The following is a 21,022-nucleotide window of genomic DNA, read 5'->3' on the forward strand; positions in this document are numbered from 1 at the left end:
TTTGGCGACGTCAGCGATTTCGCCCAGCGTTCAAGATACGGAAGTAGGGTGTAAATCCCGAGCTCCCGTCCGCCTTCCTCTTTGAACAAGGATCCTACCTGGCTGGTTGGAAAGGTGAACTTCGCGCCATGCGCCTTTAGTAGACTGTGGCCTGAGTCGGCGGCCATAAAACCGAAGTCGCGAAGGCCCTTAATCACGCGCCTAATGTCACGGATCTGAGAAATTTTGGTTTCAGGATCGCTCAGCGCGACGTCCAGATAATTACTGAGGAGAATGAAGCGCCAAGCATTTCTCGTGCGGACGGCACCCTGTGGCTCACCCGTCTTCAATTGAGGAATCTCGGCCAAAGGGAGATGAGACGCGTTTTTCATGCGCGCGAAGTAGCGGCCCTTCATGCTGGTCTTCTCGATGTACAGGCCTAGCGCCGATTTTCCTGTGCCCTTCGGTCCCAGAATAAGGTTGACTTCCCCGCTGACTACTCGCTCAATTGCGCCGTTCACGTCCACGTAGCTCTTGATGAAGTCCTCGGGGTTTGACCTCAACTCATGGTTGGGATCACTCTTTCCGAAGTACAGCTTCGTGAATGGCGTCTGATCCATGGCTCCTCGTTCGTTTGCTTTCTCGCATGTGACGATAGCACCACACAACTGTTATGTTCCGGAAGTGGGCCGAGGGTGAGGCCATCTGCACTTATACAGCGCCCTGAACAACGCAGTTCGTTGAAATACGACGGCCCGCTCTCAAAAATCGGTGACATGCCGCCTACCATGTCGAGGAACCTGCAAACGGCGATCAAACGGCGTCTCCGGCACTGTGCTGCAGGGCCTCGTCACGTTTTTGCTCACGTTCTTGAACCACAACACACGCCAATCCATGGCATACCAAAGGGGCACTGTCGTCCCGCACTACCCCGGAACCCGGCGGTTTTTGGCGTGTATCGAAGGCGGTTAACATGAGGTTCCTGAGTTTCTCTTGGCCGCCGGTTCGAGTCCGGCCCGGGGCACCAAATGTGACCCTGACCTGCGGTTATGTTCTGCGGTTCAGGGCCGCCAAGGACAATAATTGCTCCAACTCATCTTTTACTCATCTTTTTCAACGAAAGATTGCTCACGATTCCTGGCGTGTTTTCAGCCCAAAGGGGTGACCGTGTGCTCATCTTTTTCGACATCAGACCGCAAAAAATGCCTAGATTCCGCGGTTTTTACGTGCCTGAGCACCTTCGCGTTGCTGCGGGCATGAATCGAGCCTGCGATCCTCCTACTCTCGCCACTGACGACCATCGGTTTTCCCGGAACTTCCATCGAGACTGCCGGTGTCCCGGCACGGCAGACTTGATCTTCCAGCTCCCGCGATCGCGATCCCGCTGGCCAGACTCCCAACTCCTCCCCATTGAAGGAAGCATCACCGGATACCGAAAGACCGCGACCGAATGAAATCGCTCATAGAAGTCCGCCACACGGCGCGGACGATCATTGGTATTCTTCGTTCAAGGGAATCGAGGCCATGACATGGGCATTTTGATCCGTGATGCGAAGAGCGGTTGGCGTGAGCCCGCCGGCATGGGCTACGAGAATGAAAATGCCCTACAGCAGATCTTGCACGACCACCCAAACCTGGTGCCCGGTGTCTCCGAGCAGGCAGTGGCGTGCCGCGAATTCCGGTCCGGTCCCGATCGGGCGGGCGTCGTCATCTTGGACGCCCAGGGGAAGCTGACCCTCGTAGAGTGCAAGCTGGCTGCGAATCCGCAGGTGCGCCGCGAAGTGATTGGGCAAGTCCTCGACTACGCATCCAGAATGTGGCGCATGGACGTGGACGAGTTCGAGCGGGTTTGGCGGCGCACCGACGGCGGCAGGGTCTCCCCGTTCGAGGAGCTGGACGATCAGGATGGCCGAATTAGGACTGCGGTGAAGGAGAACCTCGCATCCGGCCGGTTCAATCTTGTCCTCGCCGTCGACGATCTGAACGACGACGTCAAGCGGATCGTCGAGTTCCTCAACGCCGTAACCGTCCCCGCAACCGGGGTAATCGTCGTCGAATTCACGCATGCTCAGGATCGGGGCGTCGAGATCCTCATCCCCACCGCATACGGTTCCGATCTCGTCGAGGCGAAGGCCGCAGTGCACGCCGCGAATGAGCGGACCTGGGGAGAGGAAGACTTCCTGACTTGGTGCGATGCCAACGACCCGACGGCGACGCCGCTGATCCTCGAGTTTTTAGGCGCCCTGCGCTCCGCCGGGTTCCAGATAGTCGGCGGCAGAGCACAAACCCCATCCCTGAACTGCTCGATCAGCTCGCCTCGCGGCGTGAGATGGCCGGTGGCCCTGTATACATCCGCCTCCGCGAAGGAGGTCTCGGCGAAGGTCGAGGTGAGGTTCCCCGACTATCGAGGGCAGCCCGAAGTGCGGGAGGCACTCGCGCAGGGAGTGGAGGCGATCCCCGGAATCCCGATCCCAGTCGACCTCGTACGGCAGACCGACTTCAGGAGGCGACCGAACATCCCCGCCCGAGACTTTACGGCCGAACAGCTGCGGGCGCTGCCATCTGCGGTGGCGGCCGCAATCCGAGGCTAAGCCTTCACCACCTTCCACGGTGTTGCAAGCCCGACTTTCCCAGGTCTGCTACCTGTGAGCGGAGGAGAGGAAGAGGATCCAACCGGGACGCGCACACGCTTCGCACGTACCGGAACCACCGTGACACGCTAATTTCGGCGCAACTCCCAGGGCGCGTGTGTTAGACAGAATCGCGCGGATGCCGTCAGTTTCCGAAGTCGCCTGAACAAATGACGGGGCCTTCTGCCCACCCTTCAATCAGAGACCGCATGCGCCCACTTGTGGGTCGTCTTCCGGACGATCCAAGCGCTGACCGGCACTGTCGATTTAGCACCTCGCTGAGCGTCCGTTTGGCCCCGTCCAGTGACTCGTTCGATGACGGGGCGCCATACGGTACGGTTCTAGACACTTACTGACTGGTGCAGTGCATGTGTGCGGAAGGACGGCCATCACTCTTCGTCGGATTGGGGATTAGCCTCGTGGGTTCGTCTGGCGTGGACGGATGCCGGGGACAGACGTACCCATCAACAGCACGCTGTGGCAGCGATGAGCGCATTTCTCATCTGTGATGTGCCGTTATAATTTGGAAGAAGAAGTTTGCTTGCATAGCAAGCCTTGGGTATTAGCTTGCGCAGCAAGCGCGGGGGATTAGGAAATTTCATGAAGAAGTCTTTTGCACTGATTGCCGGTGCGTCAGTGATTATCGCGCTCAGCGGGTGCGCAGGAACGACAACCGCAGCAACACCAGCGAATAGCAGCAACTCATCGACGATGAGCGCTCCGGCTGCTTCGATGGCTCCAGCGCAGGCCAGTGTTGTTTTTAAGGATGGCGTACTCATTACACCGGAAATGAAGATTGAGATCACTGATCACAAGATCATTCCAGTTGGTGCTCCCGGAAATGAATACGGCAAAAAGCCGGTCATTGCATTTTGGTACAAAATCAGCAATCTGACCGATAAGAAGATCTCGCCGATGGACTTCCTGTTCGTTTTCACGGCCTTCCAGGACAACAACCCAAACGCTGAGAACAAGCTTAATGTTGGCGCCCTCCCGGATGAGAAGTTCCTTGATTCTCAGACAGAGAACATCAAGAAGGGCGGGACCGTTGAAAACGCGGTGGCTTATGAGCTCACCGACGCAACAACTCCCGTGGACCTGGTCGCATCAAACGACATGGGCATGACTCAAATCGGGAAAATGACCTACAAGCTAAAGTAGGCACCGGCAGGAGAGGTCACTCATGTTGTCCTCTCCTGCCAAGGCTCGTCCCTGCATGCGTCGTGAGCCGGTGATGCCCGAGCTCCGGGCCTGAGTGTCGTCAGTCATGGAGCTGGTCATGGACGAACTTGGCGAACCGTTGGCCCACCCTGACGGCGTAGTCTTCGGGCGTTGGCTTTTTTAACTGACCTGTTCAGATTTGCCCGTGATGGAAAACCCAGGCTCAGTGATATTGGCGCGTCCCCGTGTTGCTGCCGATACCTCTTGCCCATCATAGTTGACGAACATGACCGGGCTGAAAACCGGAGGTGGTGGACGTAGATTCAGCCACGACGGCTGTGCCGTCAAGGTTTCGGGCGCGTCTTCAGGGTGGCGCCGATTTTCTCCACGGACGCGAACCAGGAGAGCAGGTCTTGGTCGATGGCGCCAATGACTGTCCTCATGTTGGCCAGCTGTGCCGCAATGCCGCTATTGATCAGTGGCTCCAAATGAGCAACGCGGTTGCGTAACCGGTAGACGCCGTCAACGGCCCGTTCAAGTTCGTGGACCGGTCGCCGAAGATGCGGAAAAGCATGGTGGAGTGCTTCATCCCAGAGCAGTTGCTTGCCCAGGTCCTTGCGGCCCGGAAGGAGAAACCGCCAGGTCCCCATCGACAATGCGGCAAGAATGTCAGCATGCAACGGATCGCGCTGGTCTTTGGGCCGGGTCCTGGTTGAATGGACGGCGCGATATTCTGCTTCGGGTATGTCCCGGCCAACAATTCGTTCCAACAAGATCGAGGGATCCAGAAGCCAATCACTGGAGTGCGGCTCTCCCGTGGTCGGAACAATCTGACCGGCGTTCCAAACGCAGAGTTGCTCGTCCAGGGCGTTGCGCAAGACGACCTCGAAAATATGCAGCGCCTCGTACACCGCACCGGACAGCTCCACGTTCCACCGGTAGAGCCGCACAGCACCCTGCAGGCTCCCTGCCGCATCCAAGTACGGCGCCAACCTCGGCGGGCTCAGCCGCCTCAGCAGGACGGCCTCAACACTTATTTGTTCACGGCTGTTCACAGTAGTAAACTGTAGTAGAAGACAGGGGCAGGTTCCCTGTTATGGATTACTGAGAGTCCCGCGGCCAGGAGCTGCGGGGCCCTCAGCTTTTAACTCCTTATTGGTGCCTGCCGGGCCACTGCATTCGTCATCATCCTCACCTGTTCCGTCCTCGGCAACACCGCGGGTGATCTCCTGTCTACCACCTATTCGCTCATAAACCGTCCGCAGTTTGGCGTGCGAAATTGATCCCAATTTAGGTTGACCCGGTCGGCCAATCGGAGACAAATGGACACCAAATTGGGGCGGATGGTGCTCCACTCACCCGGCAAAGCGTCAACAAAAATCACGTTTCACGGCCGACAATGGCCACACGGCTGGTGGGACCGAGACCACGCCTCAGACAACAGGAATTGTTGAACAGTGACGGACCCCCTCGCAACCAGCGACATGCCATCCGCCGTGTCGATGAACCTGCAAACGACCATCAAACAGCAGCTCCGGCGCCACGCTGCAGAGCCTCGTCACGTTTTACTCACGTTATTGAACGAAAACCAATCGCAGATCATGGCATATCGCCACAGCAATTGCCCGCTGGGCGCAGTATGGGGGTGGGCACCTTATGTTCGAAGTATCAACTTCCGGCTCCCTGAATTCCGCCTGGCCAGGAACCTTCATGATGCGCTTAGCGGGCTGAATCCTCTCGCACCGGCATTGGGTGCAAACGAAATCGGATACAGAGAATATGTCGGTTCTGTGGGATAGCGTTGACTTGTGGAAGCAAACAGACTTGCCGCGGCGGAGCTGCGGGCCGCCGATCAAACCTGGCTCCACGTGTTCCTCCGATTCGGCTTTCAGTGACCCATCGCCTCAAGGAGCTGAGGGAAATCGAATCAGTGACTACGCCTGAACACAGACACGTCGGGGGGAATGGGGACACGCCAGTGACAGGAATTTGTGGGCACTGGCAGCCAGCGTGAGACCAGCGCTTTTCAGCGACGGCGGAGCGTTCTCCGTACGGGCCAAGGGTACGACGGTGGGTGGCGACCTTTCAAGGGAAGGGCCTCCACCCGCCGTCGTACCTTTGTAGGTCCCTAGACAGCCGCCAGGGCGTCCTCGCGCAGCGACTGCAGCGCGCGCGTCCACGGCACCAGCTGGTCAAGCATGGGTGCGAGCGAGGCAGCCTGCAGCTCGGTGGGCTTGAAGGTGGAGAAGTTCTCGAAGTCGGTGAACAGGGAAAACATGCCGGTCTTCTGCACGTGCGCCACCTGGAGCTCGGAGAGGATGGCGCGCAGGTGCTCTGCGGCCCGCACGCCGAAGGCGGAGCCGTAGCCGACAATGCCGGCGGCCTTGTTGTTGAATTCCACGTTCAGGTAGGAGATGGCGTTGGCCAGGGCGGGCTGGACCGAGTGGTTGTACTCGCCGGCGATGAAGATGTAGCCGTCAAATTCGGCGATCTTGGCGGACCAGGCCTTCGTGTGGTCGTTCTGGTAGTTCTGGAAGCCGGCGGGGTAGGCCTCGTCCAGGACGGGCAGGTTGAAATCGGCAATGTCGACAATTTCGTAGTCGGCGTCGCCACGCTGCCGGGCCTGGGCCAGGACCCATTCGGCAACGCCCTTGTTGATGCGGCCGGGGCGGGTGGATCCGGTGACGATGGCGATCTTGGACATGGGTGCTGCTCCTTGGAATCAATGGCCGCCAGCTAAGTAGATGACGTGTCAACTAAAACTTGATGTTTTCCATCCTGCACTGCGATACTTGACATGTCAACAAATATGTCGAATTGTGAGGTGCTTCATGCCAGGGCAGGAACCCACAGGCGGCGCGGAGGCGTTTACGCGCTGGCTCAGCACGGACGAACAGCACCTGTGGCTGGAGCTGCGGGAGTTCCTCTCCGGCATGCCGCGGGTCGTCGACCGCCAGCTCAGCCGGGACTCCGAGGTTTCCGGCGTGGAGTATGCCGTGTTGGCAGCCGTGTCGGAGGCCCGCCCGGAGGGCGTGCGCTCCGGCGACCTCGCCGCGATCCTGGAATGGGAGAAGTCGCGGGTGTCGCACCTGCTGCGGCGCATGGAGTGCAAGGGCCTGGTGGGCAGGTGCGCCGCCAGCGACGACGGCCGCGGCCAGAAAATCTCGCTGACCGACGACGGCTGGGCCACCGTCCGTGCCGCCGCGCCGGGCCATGTGAGCCTGGTCCGCGAAACTATTTTCGACCCGCTGACGCGTGCCGAACTCGCCCAGCTGCGCGCGTCCCTCCAAAAGATCCGCGCGGCCGCCGTTGAAAAGGGCCTCTGGTAGGGGCGCCGGCCCGCTGCGCGCCCGTCGTCGGGTCCGGGAGCGGTTGGGGAATACTGGAAGCATGCAGCATCGCAAAGTGATCATCCTCGGCTCCACCGGTTCCATCGGCACCCAGGCGCTTGACGTCGTCGACCAGGCGACGCTCCCGGACGGCACGCCCCGCTTTGCCGTGACTGCGCTCTCCGCGGGCGGCGCCAAGCTCGAGCTGCTGGCCGAGCAGGCGGTCCGCACCCGCGCGCTGGCCGTGGGCATTGCCACGGACGACGCCGGCCCCCTCCGTGCGCTGATCGCCACCCGGGCCGCCGCGGCCGGGCTGGGCGGCTACGCCCCCGAAATCGTGACCGGCCCGGACGCCTCCACCGCGATCGCCGCCTGGGGCGCAGGCACTGGCGACGCGGCCGACGTCGTGCTTAACGGCATCACGGGCTCGATCGGGCTGGCCCCCACGCTCGCAGCCCTGGGAACCACGGCCATCCTGGCCCTGGCCAACAAGGAGTCGCTGATCGTGGGCGGCGCGCTCGTCAAGGGTGCCGCGTCGCCCGGGCAGCTGGTTCCCGTGGACTCCGAGCACTCCGCCCTTGCGCAGGCACTGCGCTCCGGCACGGCCGGCGAGGTGGAAAAGCTGGTCGTCACGGCTTCCGGAGGGCCGTTCCGGGGCCGTTCCCGGGACGAGCTGGCCCATGTCACCCCGGAGCAGGCCCTCAAGCACCCCACCTGGGACATGGGCCCCATGGTCACCACCAACTCCGCCACCCTGGTCAACAAGGGCCTGGAAGTCATCGAGGCACACCTGCTCTTTGACGTGCCGCTGGAAAACATCGAGGCCGTGGTGCACCCGCAGTCCGTGGTGCATTCCATGGTGCAGTTCACCGACGGCTCCACCATCGCCCAGGCGTCGCCGCCGGACATGCGCCTGCCCATCGCCCTGGGGCTCGGCTGGCCGGACCGGGTGCCAGGCGCCGCGCAGCCGTGCGACTGGACCAAGGCCGCCACGTGGACATTCGAGCCACTGGACAACGCCGCGTTTCCCGCCGTCGAGCTTGCCAAGAATGCGGCACGGAGGGGGAGTACCTGCCCCGCCGTCTACAACGCCGCCAACGAGGAAGCCGTGCACGCCTTCCATGCGGGGCGGATCGGCTTCCTGGACATCGTGGACACCATTGCTGAAGTTCTCAGCGAACATGCACCCGTTTCCGAGCTGACGCTAGAGTCCGTGCTGAACGCTGAAGAGTGGGCCCGCCGGCGCACCAACGAGGTGCTGGCAGCCAAGGCACCGGCAGGCAGGCGGCCGGACGCAGGCGGCCGGACGCAGGGTAGTTGAAGGGAAGGGCCTGAGGGGTGTTTGCTTGGAGAGGGTCGCGAGACGCGCCCGGACGACTGCAGCGAGAAAGTTCATTGTGACGGTATTGCTTTTCATCGGCGGCGTGCTCTTCGTCGCCATCGGCGTGGTGGTCTCCATTGCGCTGCACGAGGTGGGCCACCTGGTTCCCGCCAAGCTCTTCAACGTCCGCGTGACCCGGTACATGATCGGCTTCGGCCCCACCATCTGGTCCCGGAAAAAGGGCGAGACCGAGTACGGTCTCAAGGCCATTCCCGCAGGGGGCTACGTGGCCATGATCGGCATGTACCCGCCCAATCCGGTCGACGGAAGTGTCCGCCCCTCCAGCACCGGCATGTTCCAGACCATGGCCACGGAGGCCCGCAGCGTGGCCCACGAGGACGTCGGCCCGGAGGATGGAAACCGGGTGTTCTATGGGCTGCCCGTGTGGAAAAAGATCATCATCATGCTCGGCGGGCCCACCATGAACCTGTTGATCGGGATCGTCCTGACCGGCGTCCTGCTCATGGGCTTTGGCTCGCCCCAGGCCACCACCACGCTGTCCCAGGTCAGTGCCTGCCAGGTGGCCTACGGCGCCCCGGAGCCTGCCGACATGGCCAAATGCACCAAGACGCCCGCGGCCGCCGCGGGCCTGCTCCCCGGCGACACCATCAAGACCTTTGACGGCAAGGCCGTCACCGACTGGGCCGCCCTGACCGAGTGGATCCGGGCCTCCGCCGGCAAGTCAGTCGAAATGAGCTACCAGCGCGGGGACCGGACCATCACCACCGCCATCACCCCGGTCCGCACCGCCCGCCCGGTGCTGGATGCCAACGGCAACGCCAAGCTTGATGCGAGCGGCAAGGCAGTGACTGTGGAGGCCGGCTTCATCGGCATGGGGCCCACCTCCGCCCTGGTGCCCGAATCCGCCGCCGCCGTGCTGCCGGCGGTCGGCAACAGCATCGCCCAGATTGGCGGCGTCGTCTTCCAGCTGCCGCAAAAGCTGGTGGGCGTCGCCCAGGCCGCCTTCAGCTCCCAACCCCGCGACCCCAACGGCCCCATCTCCGTGGTGGGTGTGGGACGCGTGGCCGGCGAGGTGGCCTCGATGGAGCAGGTGCCGCTCGGCGCCCGCGTGGGCACGTTGGTCGGCCTGATGGCCGGGGTGAACCTGGCCCTGTTCGTCTTCAACCTGATCCCGCTGCTGCCGCTCGACGGCGGACACGTCCTGGGCGCGCTGTACGAAGGGGCGCGCCGGACCCTTGCGAAGGTCCTCAGGAAGAAGGATCCCGGCGCCTTCGACATCGCCAAGATGCTGCCCGTGACCTACGTGGCCGCCAGCCTGCTCATGGTCATGGGCGCCCTGTTGATCTACGCTGACATCGTCAAGCCGGTCAACCTGTTTGGCTAGTCCCGGACTCGGGCCGCCTCACAATCATTCAAATATGGTTGATAATTTGATATCAACCAATTATGATTCAGTCATGTTTGTCATGACGATCGACCAGCGCGGCAGCCGCAAGGGCGCCGACCTGGTGCCCGAGCTGTTGGCCGGGCTCCGGGACATCCCCGTGGTGCTGCCCTTTGAGCGTTCTGTGGGCGACGAGATCCAGGGCGTCCTCGACGATCCCCGGTCCGTGGTGGAGGTGGCCATGCGTGCGCTGCGCACCGGCCACTGGTATGTGGGCATCGGGATCGGCCCGGTGGGCCTCCCGCTCCCGGCGAGCCCCCGCGAAGGCAGCGGCGCGGCATTCGTGCTGGCCCGCCGCGCCGTGGACAGGGCCAAGAAGGCGGGGGAGCGCGTGCCGCTTTCCGTCCAGGCCGAGGAGATGGTGGAGTCCCGCGGGGCCGGAACGCCGGGGACGGACCCCGGGGGTTTCCGCGGCGGCCACGCCGCGGCGGCGGAAGCCGTCCTGGTGCTGGTGGGCGGGCTGGTCCGCCGGCGGACCGTCGCCGAATGGCGGGTGCTGGACGCGCTGAACGAGGCTGGCTCCGGCCGTCAGATCGATGCGGCCAAGGCGCTGGACATCAGCCCGCAGGCCGTCAGCAAGGCCATCCTGCGCTCCGGCCGGCAGGAGGAGCAGGCCGGCCGCGGGGCCGCCGAACTGCTCCTGGCCCATGCCGACCGCCGGTTCCGGCCGGCACGGCCCGGCGTCCAGGGCGGCGTCCAGCCCGTCGCCGCCGGATTGTCCGCCCGACTGGCTACGCTGGGAACCGAACTGGAGGACGAGTGACAATTCTGTGGATCGCACTGACGGCGGCCGTCGCCTGCCTGGGCGGCTGGCCGCTGACCGCGGGGGTCCTGCGGCTGGCCAAGTCCCGCCCCGTCCGGGCGGCCGACGCGCACGAACTCCATGCCGGCCACGCACCGGACGACGCCGGCGACGCACCTGAGGTGCGCCCCGCACCTGGGGCTCCCGACACCACCGGCGCGGGAGTCCTGCGAGGGGGACTGTTGATCGGCGTGTTGGAGAGGGCCGCCGTCGTACTGGCCATCCTGGCCGGCCAGCCCATTGCCATCGCCTACGTGGTCGCCATCAAGGGCCTGGGCCGGTATCCGGAACTCAAGCAGGCGCCGGCCGCCAGCGAACGGTTCATCATCGGGACCATGGCGTCGCTGCTGTGGGCGGCCGTGGTGGCCACCGCGGCCAAAGTCCTCCTGCTATAAGGTGAAAGCATGACGATCTTTGCTGTTGAATACGTTTATGGACCCGAAGCCGAGGATGCCCGCACGGAGCACCGGCCCAAGCACCGCGACTGGCTGGCGGCGCAGGCGGACGCCGAAGTGGTCCTGGCATCGGGCCCGTACGCGGACGGTGCCGGCGCCCTGCTGATCTTCAACGCCCCCGACGAAGCCACGCTCCATGAAATCCTCAGGCAGGACCCCATGAGCGCCGGCGGAGGCGTCACGGGCCTGAAGGTCTCCGAATGGAAGCCGGTCATCGGCCAGCTGAGCAAGTACCTGCCATAGGCAGCGCCGCCCACCCCGGCGCCAAGGCGCCTACAATTTAGAACAGACGATGCGCGAACCCATCGCGGCGCCCGAATCCAGGCGCCGCCAACGCATCGGCTGAAAAAACTTCAAGGAGCATATTTTGACCTCGGTCAGCCTCGGAATGCCGCCACTGCCGCCTCCTGTCCTCGCCCCCCGGCGCAAGACCCGGCAGATCAAGGTCGGCTCCGTCGGCGTCGGCTCGGACTTCCCCATCAGCGTGCAGTCCATGACCACCACCAAGACCACGGACATCAACGCCACCCTGCAGCAGATTGCCGAGCTCACCGCGTCCGGCTGTGACATTGTGCGCGTTGCCTGCCCCTCGGCGGACGACGCCGAGGCGCTGCCGATCATTGCCAGGAAGTCGCAGATCCCCGTCATCGCGGACATCCATTTCCAGCCCAAGTACGTTTTTGCGGCCATCGAGGCAGGCTGCGCGGCCGTCCGCGTGAACCCGGGCAACATCCGCAAGTTTGACGACCAGGTCAAGGAAATCGCGCAGGCCGCCAAGGACCACGGCACCTCCATCCGCATCGGCATCAATGCCGGCTCCCTGGAACCGTCCATCCTCAAGAAGTACGGCAAGGCCACCCCGGAGGCGCTCGTCGAATCCGCCGTCTGGGAAGCGTCCCTGTTTGAGGAGCACGGCTTCCACGACTTCAAGATCTCCGTCAAGCACAACGACCCCGTGGTCATGGTGGCCGCCTACGAGATGCTCGCCGAGCAGGGCGACTGGCCCCTGCACCTCGGCGTCACCGAGGCCGGACCCGCCTTCCAGGGCACCATCAAGTCCGCCGTCGCGTTTGGCGCGCTCCTGTCCAAGGGCATCGGCGACACCATCCGCGTCTCGCTCTCCGCACCCCCGGTGGAGGAGATCAAGGTGGGCGACCAGATCCTGCAGTCGCTGAACCTGCGCCCCCGCAAGCTGGAAATTGTCTCCTGTCCCTCCTGCGGCCGCGCCCAGGTGGACGTGTACAAGCTGGCCGAGGAAGTCACCGCGGGCCTGGAAGGCCTGGAAGTGCCCCTGCGCGTGGCCGTCATGGGCTGCGTCGTCAACGGCCCCGGGGAAGCCCGGGAGGCGGACCTTGGCGTGGCCTCGGGCAACGGCAAGGGCCAGATCTTCGTGCGGGGCAAGGTCATCAAGACCGTCCCCGAGGACCAGATCGTGGAGACCCTGATTGAAGAAGCCATGAGAATCGCCGAACAGATGGAGTCCGATGCCGACAATCCGCTCCCGGGTGGCCCCGTGGTCAGCGTCTCGTAAGGGCGCCAACCAGGGCCCTGTGCGCGTGCTGGTCCACGAGGACACGGCCGCGCTCCGGACCCTCGTGGCCCGCGACCCCGTGGCCAACGTCTTCATTGACTCGTTGCTGACCGCGGGCGGCAGCGCCGTGCCCGCGCAGCGCGGCGCCGTGATCCTGGGCTTTTTCGAGCACGACGGCGGCCAGCTGGCTTCGGCCTGCTGGGTGGGCTCCAACGTGGTCCCCGTGGGCGTCGAACCCGGCCAGGCGGCGCACTTTGGCCGTTGGATTGCCAGCCACTGGGAACCGCACGCCTCCATTTTTGGACCCGCCGGCGCCGTCCTTGGCATCATGGATGCCCTGTCGGCCGCAGGCATCAATGCGCAGGAGGTGCGGGCCAACCAGCCGCTGCTGGTCATCGAGGGGATGCCGCTGCTGGCACCGAACCCGGCCCTGGAGCCCAGTGCGAGCGGCCGCTTCAACGAGGTGCTGGCCGCGGCGGCCGCCATGTTCGAGGAGGAGGTGGGCTACTCGCCGTTTTTGGGCGGGGAGGAAAACTACCGCCGCCGGGTGGCCTGGCTGATCACCAACGGCCACTCCTTCAGCCACTGCGAACCCGACGGGGAGGTGGTGTTCAAGGCCGACCTCGGCGCCGTCACCCCCCGCGCCACCCAGGTCCAGGGCGTGTGGATGAACCCGCGCTACCGGGGACTGGGACTGAGCGCCGGGTACATGGCCGGCGTGGTGCTCTTCGCCCAGCGGCTGGCGCCGGTGACCAGCCTGTACGTCAACGACTTCAACCACCGCGCCCGCGCCGTCTACGCCAAGGTCGGCTTTGAACAGGCCGGCACGTTCGCCACCGTGCTGTTCTGACCGCTCCCGCCTTCCGCGATACGATTATGCAACTTGTTGCGCAAAGGAGTGCACGAATGTCTGCTGGCCGGTATCCAAACCTGTTCACGCCCCTGGACCTGGGCTTCACCACGCTGCCCAACCGGGTGCTCATGGGGTCCATGCACGTGGGGCTTGAGGAACTCCCCGGCGGCTTTGAGCGCCTGGCAGCGTTCTACGCGGAGCGGGCCCGCGGCGGGGTGGCGCTCATGGTCACGGGCGGCGTCTCGCCAAACGACGCCGGCCGTCCCCTGAAGGGCGGGGCGAAGCTCAGCACGCCCGAGGAGGCCGGACGCCACCGGGTGGTGACGGACGCCGTGCACGCCGAAGGCGGCAAAATCGCCTTGCAGCTGCTCCACTTTGGCCGCTACGCGTCGCAGCGGGACCTCGTGGCGCCCAGCGCCGTGCAGGCACCCATCAGCCCGCTCATGCCCCACCCGCTCAGCCAGGATGAGGTGGAGCAGACCATCGAGGACTTCGCCGTGGCTGCCAAGCTGGCCCAGGGCGCGGGCTACGACGGCGTGGAGGTCATGGGCTCCGAGGGCTACCTCATCAACGAATTTGTGGCCCAACGCACCAACCAGCGGACGGATAAATGGGGCGGCAGCTACGAAAACCGCATGCGTTTCCCGGTCGAAATTGTCCGCCGCATCCGTGAACGCGTGGGGGAGAACTTCATCATCATCTACCGGCTTTCCATGCTGGACCTCGTGGAGGGCGGCTCCACCCTCGGGGAAGTGGTCCAGCTGGCCCAGGCCGTCGAGAAGGCCGGGGCCACGCTCATCAACACCGGGATCGGCTGGCACGAGGCCCGCATCCCCACCATCGCCACCTCCGTGCCGCGGGCCGGCTTCGCCTGGGTCACAAAAAGGGTCATGGGCAAGGTTGGCATCCCGCTGATCACCACCAACCGCATCAACACCCCGGAGGTGGCCGAGGGCCTGCTGGCGGACGGCCACGCGGACATGGTCTCCATGGCCCGGCCCTTCCTGGCCGACCCCTTCTTCATGCGCAAGGCCTCCGAGGGCCGCGGCGACGAGATCAACAGCTGCATCGCCTGCAACCAGGCCTGCCTCGACCACACCTTCACGGGCAGGACCGCCTCCTGCCTGGTCAACCCGCGGGCCGGCCACGAAACGGAGCTTTTCATCGAGGCTGCCGGGCACCCCAAGCGGCTGGCCGTGGTGGGGGCCGGTCCGGCCGGGCTCGCCTTTGCCGTCACGGCGGCGGAGCGCGGCCACCGGGTGGTGCTGTTTGAGGCCGCGGGGGAGATCGGCGGCCAGTTCAACATCGCCAAGCAAATCCCCGGCAAGGAGGAATTCCACGAGACCATCCGCTACTTCAACCGCCAGATCCAGCTGCGCGGCATCGAGCTGCGGCTTAACACGCACGCCACGGCGGAGGCGCTGCTGCGGGAAGGCTTCGACGAAGTGGTCCTCGCCACCGGCGTCCTCCCGCGCATCCCCGAGATCGACGGCGTCGACCACCCCTGCGTGCTCAACTACCTGGACGTCCTTCGCGACAAGAAGCCGGTGGGGACCAATGTGGCCATCCTGGGCGCGGGCGGCATCGGTTTCGACACGGCCGAATACATCACCGCCAACGGCACCAGCGCCACCCTGGTCCCGGAAAAGTTCTACCGCCAGTGGGGGATCGACCCCGCGTACGCCGGCCCCGGCGGCATCACCGAGGCGGATCACCCGCGCCCGGACCGCCGCGTGGGCCTGTTCCAACGCAAGGAAACCAAGGTTGGCGCCGGACTCGGCAAGAGCACCGGCTGGATCCACCGCAACGAGCTGCGCGCCAAGGGAGTCCGCATGGTCCCCGGCGCCGAGTACCACAGGATTGACGACGCCGGACTCCACCTGCGCGTCAACGGCACCGACACCGTGCTCGCCGTCGACACCGTCATCCTGTGCACGGGACAGGAACCGCGGCGTGAACTGCAGGCCGCGCTGGAAGCCGGGGGCGCCGCGGTCCACCTCATTGGGGGAGCGGACGTGGCGGCCGAACTGGATGCCAAGCGGGCCATCGACCAGGGCACCCGCCTCGCGGCGCGGATCTAGCGGGCATTTTCGATGTCGCTGCCGCACGCGATCCTGACGTCACTGCTCGAAAAGCCGTGCACGGGCGCCGAGCTGGCCCGACGCTTTGACAAGTCGCTGGGCCACTTCTGGCCGGCCACCCACCAGCAGATCTACCGGGAACTGGGAAAGCTTGAGGAGGCCGGGCTGATTTTGGCCCGGGGACTGGCCACGGCACGGGGGAGCCAGCGGCATTTTGACGTCCAAGCTGCCGGCAGGGCCGAGCTGGAACGGTGGAGCCTGGCGGCCGCCGAACCCCGGCCCGTCCGCGACGCGCTGCTGGTGCGGCTCCGGGCCGCCGCCGTGCTGGGCACCGTGGACCTGGGCGGGGAAATTCGGCGCCACCGTCAGCTGCACGCGCAGACCCTGGGGCGGTACCGGGCCATCGAGGAGCGCGACTTTCCGCCCGGGAGGGCTCTCGACACCGCCGGCGGGCTGCGGCGGGCGGTGCTGCTGGCGGGCATTGCGTTTGAGGAGTCGTGGCTGGCCTGGTGCGCGGAGACGCTCGCAACAGGGTAGCGGTTGATATTGGCGGTTGGACGGTTCCTTGTCCGCGGCCCGGGTGTTCACAGCCCAGGCGGCAGCGGTTGTTCCGCGCGACGGGCTATCCATGGCCCGTGCCCGGGACAGCCGATCCGGTGCCGGGCAGCGGCCCCGTCAGATAGTGCTGCAGCACGGGTGCGATCAGAGCCGCGAGCTCGTCGTGCCCGGCCGAGGCGAGGGGTTCGGCCCGCAGCAGGTACCGGGCCACCATGAGCCCGATCATCTGGCTGGCCACCAGGACCCCCCGCCGCTCCAGCTCCGCCGCGCTGCCCGGCAGTCCGGCCATGGCCAGAGCCAGCATCCGCTTGAACAGGACCTGCCTGATCAGGGCGGCCTGGGCCTTGGACCCCGTGACGTTGCGCAGGAGCGCCAGCAGTGCCGGCTGGGCGGGGGAATCCCACAAGGTCAGCAGTGCACGCAGCAGCGCCTCACCCCTGAGTTCCGCGGGCAGTTCGCCGACGTGGCCCAGCACCTGCGCCGGATCCGCCGGAAGCTCCACGCAGGCGTTGAACAGTTCCTCCTTGCCGCCAAACCAGTGGTGGACCATGGCCGGGTCCACGCCGGCGTCGCGGGCAATTTCACGCAGGCTCGTGGCCGCGTAGCCATGTTCGGCAAACAGTTTCCGGGCGCTGCCCAGGATGAGTTCGCGCGAGGTGGTGCGGCCCTGCCTGCGGCCGCGCTGCGGCGGGGTCCGCACTGAACTAGGCCGTCCGGCGTCGGAGTGTCAGGGACGCCAGGAGCAGGACCGCCACCACGAAGCCGGCCACCACCACCAGGTCCGTGGCCATGGACGATGTTGCCTGCGAGTTCTTGGCAATTTCCTGCAGGGCGTCCACCGAATACGTCAGCGGCAACACGTTGGAAATGGCCTCCAGGACGTTATTCATCTGGTCCCGGGCCACGAACAGCCCGCACAGCAGGATCTGCGGGATCACCACCACGGGCATGAACTGCACGGCCTGGAACTCCGTGGTGGCAAAGGCCGAGCACAGCAGCCCCAGCGCCACGCCCAGCACCGAGTTCACGACGGCCACCAGCACCACCCAGCCGGCGTTGCCCAGAATGCTCATGCCGAACACCCAGTAGGCCACCGCCGTGGCCACCACGGATTGGAGGGCCGCCATCAAGGAGAATGCCAGCGCGTAGCCAAACAGGAGGTCACCCTTGTGGATGGGGGTCGTCAGCAGCCGTTCCAGGGTGCCGGAGGTCCGTTCGCGCAGCATGGTGATGGAGGTGACCAGGAACATCACGACGAACGGGAAGATGGCCAGCATCATCAGGCCCACCCTGTCAAAGGTCCGCGGCACCCCGGGCGGCAGTGTCTCATTTTGGTACAGCCAGTACACCACGGCCAGCAGCACCGAGGGCACCACCAGGATCAGGGCAATGCTGCGCGGGTCGCTCCTGAGCTGCTGCAGGACCCGCACGGTCGTGGCCCACATCATCCGCCAGTTCATCGCGCACCGTCCACGGCCGTGGTTGTCCCCGGGCCTGCCTGCGCCCGTTCATCGGCCTGGATCAGGCGCAGGAATGCCAGTTCCAGGTCGTCGGTGCCGCTGCGGCTCCGCAGCTCGGCCGGCGTGAGCCGGGCGAGCAGCCGGGCATCACGCAAGAGCAGCAGCGCGTCGCAGTGTCCAGCCTCCTCCATGACGTGGCTGGAGATCACCAGCGTCGTGCCGGACGCCGCCATGGCCGCAAACTGCGCCCACAGGTCCGCCCGCAGCACGGGGTCCAGGCCCACGGTGGGCTCGTCGAGAAAGAGCAGCTGCGGCTTGGAGACCAGCGCGCAGGCCAGGGAGACCCGGTTGAACTGCCCGCCGGAGAGGTCGCCGGCCTTGCGCCTGAGGAAGTCGCCCAGCCCGACGGCGGCCACGGCCTCCAGCGCGTCCGCCCGGCTGCGCGCGTGCATGGCCCCGAAATACCTGACATTGTCCAGGACGCTCAGGTCCCGGTAGACGCTGGGCGCCTGCGTGACGTAGCCGACGTCTTTTCGCAAGGTGGGGTCCCCGGCCGGGCGTCCCAGCACGCGCACCTCCCCGGAGGTGATCCTCTGCACCCCCACGAGGGCCCGGATCAGCGTGGTCTTCCCGCTGCCGGACGGTCCCAGCAGGCCGGTGATGCGCCCCGCAGGAATGCTGAAGCTGACGTCCCGCAACACGTCCGTCCTGCCACGGTGGACCACCAGCCGGTCCACCGTGACGCTGTCTGTCATGTGTCCGTTGGCTGCGGCGCCTGCGGGGACATGCGCGGGCACCGGGGGGTGCACCACGGCACCGTGGCTTGGCAGCTGTGCCCTGTGTGACATGCGTCCTCCCGAAAGCAGTAATTCACCATCTGATGAATTAAAGCTAGCCCTCCCGGCTGCCCTTGTCCACAGCGGGCCCCGAAAGTTTGTTGGCCAGCTGCTTTAGCGGCGGCTTCCCAGCCAAGACCACGGAGCTGTCCAACCCTTGTGGCATGGCGTGGCATGGCATGGCAGCGGCGGCGCCGTCCGGGCGCGGCTTCCACCCGGCGGAGCACGCTCACACGACGGAATGACACCCACCATGGCTGTTTGACGTTGATCTTGCGGGGGTGCTCGGGAAGGAATTTGAAGGCGGGTCACTCAAGGAAATCCTCGGTGTCCCACCAGCCGCGCTGGCGGGACTCGCCGGTGCCAAGGCCGCCGCACTCAAGGAGCGGCTGCGCATCGAGGCCATCCGTGAGCCGGGCAGCAACAAGTATTTTGCCGTCCCCGGCGTCCCGGTGGCGCTTGAAGGCATGACCGGCCGGCCCCCCCTTTATTCGATCCGGCGGCACCCCCGGCGCGGAATTTCACCGCGGCTGGTGTGCCGCCCTCCTGCTTCCTACCGGTAGATTGGTACTGGCCCTCCAACGCAAGGCGGGCGCCCAACTGCTCAAGAAACGGAAAATTCGCGTGGCCCTTCGCCTTTCCACACTCTTCCTCCGCACCCTCCGCGAGGATCCCGTTGACGCCGAGGTGGACAGCCACAAGCTGCTCCTGCGCGCCGGCTACATCCGCCGCGCCGCCCCGGGCATCTACACCTGGCTGCCGCTGGGCTTGCGCGTGCTGCGCAAGGTGGAGGCCATTGTGCGCGAAGAGATGGACGCCATCGGCGCCCAGGAAGTCCACTTTCCCGCGCTGCTGCCCAAGGAACCCTACGAGGTCACCAACCGCTGGGTGGAGTATGGCGACGGCATCTTCCGCCTGCAGGACCGCAAGGGCGCCGACTACCTGCTGGCCCCCACGCACGAGGAAATGTTCACGCTGCTGGTCAAGGACCTGTATTCCTCCTACAAGGACCTGCCGCTGTCCATCTACCAGATCCAGAACAAGTACCGCGACGAGGCACGCCCCCGCGCCGGGCTGCTCCGCGGGCGCGAGTTCATCATGAAGGACTCCTACTCCTTCGACATTGACGACGCCGGACTGGACGCCAGCTACATGGCCCACCGGGGTGCCTACCTGCGCATCTTCGAGCGCCTGGGCCTGGACGTCATCCCCGTCGCCGCCACGGCAGGTGCCATGGGCGGCTCCAGGAGCGAGGAATTCCTGCATCCGGCGTCCATCGGCGAGGACACCTTTGTGCGGTCCGCCGGAGGCTACGCGGCGAACGTGGAGGCCGTCACCACCGTGGTGCCCGAGGACATCGACTTCACGAACGCTCCGGCAGCCGAGGTTCGGGACACGCCGGACACCCCCACCATCGACACCCTCGTGGCGGCAGCCAACGAGCTGGCTCCCCGCGCCGAGGGCAGCTGGACGGCCGCGGACACCCTGAAGAACGTGGTCCTGGCCATCGACCTGCCCACCGGGGAACGCCAGCTTGTGGTCATCGGCGTCCCCGGTGACCGTGCCGTGGACCTCAAGCGCGTTGAGGCGAACATCGGCGCCCACCTCGCCATTGGCGGGGAAGTCGGCGTCGAGGCGGCCAATGACGTCGACCTGAAGAAGCACGCCGAAATCGTCAAGGGCTACCTTGGCCCGGGCCTGGCCCTGGATGCGGCCCTGCTCGGTGCCGAAGGCAGCTCCAAGCTGCTCTACCTGGTGGACCCGCGCGTCGTTTCCGGCACCACCTGGATCACCGGCGCCAACGAAGCCGGCAAGCACGTCTTCGGCCTGGTGGCCGGCCGTGACTTCGGCTGGGACGGCACCATCGAGGCAGTGGAAGTGCGCGAAGGCGACCCGGCCCCCGACGGCTCCGGCCCCCTGGAGGCGGCCCGCGGCATTGAAATGGGACACATCTTCGCCTTGGGCCGCAAGTACAGCGAGGCCCTGGACTTGAAGGTGTTGGACCGGAACGGCAAGCTGGCCGTGGTCACCATGGGCTCGTACGGCATCGGCATCACCCGCGCGGTGGCCGCCCTCGCCGAGTCGAACCATGACGACAAGGGCCTGATCTGGCCCGCCAACGTGGCACCCGCCCACGTCCACGTGGTCGCCGTGGGCCGCGGGGCCGAGATCTTCGAGGCCGCCGCAGCCCTGACCGCCGAGCTGGAGACGGCAGGGCTGGAAGTCATCTACGACGACCGCCCCAAGGTTTCCCCCGGCGTGAAATTCGGCGACGCCGAGCTCCTGGGCGTCCCCACCATCCTGGCCGTGGGCCGCGGACTCGTGGACGGCGTCGTCGAAATCAAGGACCGAACGACCGGCAACGCCGAAAACGTCCCGCTGGCCGACGCCGTCAAGTACATCCTCGACCGCCAGTAGCGACCCTCCGCCCGTCCGCCGGCTGGTCGAGCCCGCGGTGGCCGGTGGTCGGGCAGCGAGCCCTGCGAGCGCGTCGAGACCCGGCGTGGCGTGGTTGCGTCCGGCGGCGCGCACGCGGTGGCCGGGCCCGGACTTGATTGGGG

Annotated in this window: 20 protein-coding genes; 14 read left to right on the top strand and 6 right to left on the bottom strand. The window is 65.5% G+C overall.

Annotated features, from left to right (window positions below; all coding sequences use genetic code 11):
• The coding region (locus G6034_RS09580) for an ATP-binding protein (protein WP_176634889.1) at nucleotides 1-599 on the bottom strand (599 nt) is incomplete at its 3' end.
• Between the two features lie 909 nt (nucleotides 600-1,508).
• On the opposite strand from G6034_RS09580, the gene G6034_RS09585 reads away from it, so the two are divergent.
• Together G6034_RS09585 and G6034_RS09590 are read left to right on the top strand one after the other, a co-directional pair.
• Nucleotides 1,509-2,570, top strand: a complete 1,062-nt coding sequence (locus G6034_RS09585; RefSeq protein ID WP_176634890.1) for a hypothetical protein — start codon at nucleotides 1,509-1,511, stop codon at nucleotides 2,568-2,570.
• A gap of 639 nt (nucleotides 2,571-3,209) precedes the next feature.
• Complete coding sequence (locus G6034_RS09590) at nucleotides 3,210-3,770, top strand: DUF5067 domain-containing protein (protein ID WP_218063770.1); 561 nt, start codon at nucleotides 3,210-3,212, stop codon at nucleotides 3,768-3,770.
• A 344-nt stretch (nucleotides 3,771-4,114) separates the two neighbouring features.
• On the opposite strand, the gene G6034_RS09595 is transcribed toward G6034_RS09590, so the two are convergent.
• Together G6034_RS09595 and G6034_RS09600 are read right to left on the bottom strand one after the other, a co-directional pair.
• The gene (locus tag G6034_RS09595; protein ID WP_218063771.1) at nucleotides 4,115-4,750 is read right to left on the bottom strand and encodes an Abi family protein; all 636 of its coding nucleotides are present in this window, start codon (nucleotides 4,748-4,750) and stop codon (nucleotides 4,115-4,117) included.
• Between the two features lie 1,148 nt (nucleotides 4,751-5,898).
• On the bottom strand, nucleotides 5,899-6,474 hold the full coding sequence (locus G6034_RS09600; RefSeq protein ID WP_176634892.1) for an NADPH-dependent FMN reductase: 576 nt from the start codon (nucleotides 6,472-6,474) through the stop codon (nucleotides 5,899-5,901).
• Nucleotides 6,475-6,601: 127 nt separating this feature from the next.
• On the opposite strand from G6034_RS09600, the gene G6034_RS09605 reads away from it, so the two are divergent.
• From G6034_RS09605 to G6034_RS09650, 10 genes are all read left to right on the top strand, one after another.
• Complete coding sequence (locus G6034_RS09605; RefSeq protein ID WP_176634893.1) at nucleotides 6,602-7,099, top strand: MarR family winged helix-turn-helix transcriptional regulator; 498 nt, start codon at nucleotides 6,602-6,604, stop codon at nucleotides 7,097-7,099.
• Between the two features lie 61 nt (nucleotides 7,100-7,160).
• Nucleotides 7,161-8,420, top strand: a complete 1,260-nt coding sequence (dxr, locus tag G6034_RS09610; RefSeq protein WP_176634894.1) for a 1-deoxy-D-xylulose-5-phosphate reductoisomerase — start codon at nucleotides 7,161-7,163, stop codon at nucleotides 8,418-8,420.
• Nucleotides 8,421-8,493: 73 nt separating this feature from the next.
• Nucleotides 8,494-9,825: a site-2 protease family protein gene (locus G6034_RS09615; RefSeq protein ID WP_176634975.1), complete on the top strand. Its 1,332-nt coding sequence runs from the start codon at nucleotides 8,494-8,496 to the stop codon at nucleotides 9,823-9,825.
• 73 nt (nucleotides 9,826-9,898) lie between these two features.
• Complete coding sequence (locus tag G6034_RS09620; RefSeq protein WP_246295584.1) at nucleotides 9,899-10,648, top strand: helix-turn-helix domain-containing protein; 750 nt, start codon at nucleotides 9,899-9,901, stop codon at nucleotides 10,646-10,648.
• A complete protein-coding gene (locus G6034_RS09625) occupies nucleotides 10,645-11,082 on the top strand; it encodes a hypothetical protein (protein WP_176634895.1) in 438 nt (145 codons plus the stop codon). The genes G6034_RS09620 and G6034_RS09625 overlap by 4 nt, the downstream gene beginning before the upstream one ends.
• A 9-nt stretch (nucleotides 11,083-11,091) precedes the next feature.
• Nucleotides 11,092-11,385 carry a YciI family protein gene (locus G6034_RS09630; protein WP_176634896.1) on the top strand — a complete coding sequence of 98 codons (294 nt, stop codon included), beginning with the start codon at nucleotides 11,092-11,094 and terminating at the stop codon, nucleotides 11,383-11,385.
• A gap of 124 nt (nucleotides 11,386-11,509) precedes the next feature.
• Nucleotides 11,510-12,673 carry a flavodoxin-dependent (E)-4-hydroxy-3-methylbut-2-enyl-diphosphate synthase gene (gene ispG, locus G6034_RS09635; protein ID WP_176634897.1) on the top strand — a complete coding sequence of 388 codons (1,164 nt, stop codon included), beginning with the start codon at nucleotides 11,510-11,512 and terminating at the stop codon, nucleotides 12,671-12,673.
• Between the two features lie 19 nt (nucleotides 12,674-12,692).
• Entirely contained in the window at nucleotides 12,693-13,523 is an 831-nt protein-coding gene (locus tag G6034_RS09640; protein WP_343038006.1) for a GNAT family N-acetyltransferase, read from the top strand.
• A 56-nt stretch (nucleotides 13,524-13,579) separates the two neighbouring features.
• On the top strand, nucleotides 13,580-15,607 hold the full coding sequence (locus tag G6034_RS09645) for an oxidoreductase (RefSeq protein ID WP_176634899.1): 2,028 nt from the start codon (nucleotides 13,580-13,582) through the stop codon (nucleotides 15,605-15,607).
• A gap of 12 nt (nucleotides 15,608-15,619) precedes the next feature.
• Nucleotides 15,620-16,144, top strand: coding sequence for a PadR family transcriptional regulator (locus G6034_RS09650; protein WP_176634900.1), 525 nt, complete (start codon nucleotides 15,620-15,622; stop codon nucleotides 16,142-16,144).
• A gap of 85 nt (nucleotides 16,145-16,229) precedes the next feature.
• Here the strand turns inward: G6034_RS09650 and G6034_RS09655 are convergent, their stop codons facing one another.
• The 3 genes from G6034_RS09655 to G6034_RS09665 are packed head-to-tail and all read right to left on the bottom strand — an operon-like array spanning nucleotide 16,230 to nucleotide 18,380.
• Complete coding sequence (locus tag G6034_RS09655; protein WP_176634901.1) at nucleotides 16,230-16,865, bottom strand: TetR/AcrR family transcriptional regulator; 636 nt, start codon at nucleotides 16,863-16,865, stop codon at nucleotides 16,230-16,232.
• Between the two features lie 4 nt (nucleotides 16,866-16,869).
• Nucleotides 16,870-17,613: an ABC transporter permease gene (locus G6034_RS09660; protein WP_218063773.1), complete on the bottom strand. Its 744-nt coding sequence runs from the start codon at nucleotides 17,611-17,613 to the stop codon at nucleotides 16,870-16,872.
• A gap of 8 nt (nucleotides 17,614-17,621) precedes the next feature.
• Nucleotides 17,622-18,380 (bottom strand): ABC transporter ATP-binding protein, encoded by a 759-nt coding sequence (locus tag G6034_RS09665; RefSeq protein ID WP_176634976.1) that lies wholly within the window; start codon nucleotides 18,378-18,380, stop codon nucleotides 17,622-17,624.
• 362 nt (nucleotides 18,381-18,742) lie between these two features.
• Here G6034_RS09665 and G6034_RS19500 point away from each other — a divergent pair, with 362 nt between their 5' ends.
• Together G6034_RS19500 and G6034_RS09675 are read left to right on the top strand one after the other, a co-directional pair.
• A complete protein-coding gene (locus G6034_RS19500; protein ID WP_218063774.1) occupies nucleotides 18,743-19,024 on the top strand; it encodes a hypothetical protein in 282 nt (93 codons plus the stop codon).
• Nucleotides 19,025-19,085: 61 nt separating this feature from the next.
• Nucleotides 19,086-20,879, top strand: a complete 1,794-nt coding sequence (locus G6034_RS09675; RefSeq protein ID WP_176634903.1) for a proline--tRNA ligase — start codon at nucleotides 19,086-19,088, stop codon at nucleotides 20,877-20,879.
• Nucleotides 20,880-21,022 lie beyond the last annotated feature (143 nt).

This window comes from Arthrobacter wenxiniae, assembly GCF_013376105.1.
GTDB lineage: Bacteria > Actinomycetota > Actinomycetes > Actinomycetales > Micrococcaceae > Specibacter > Specibacter wenxiniae.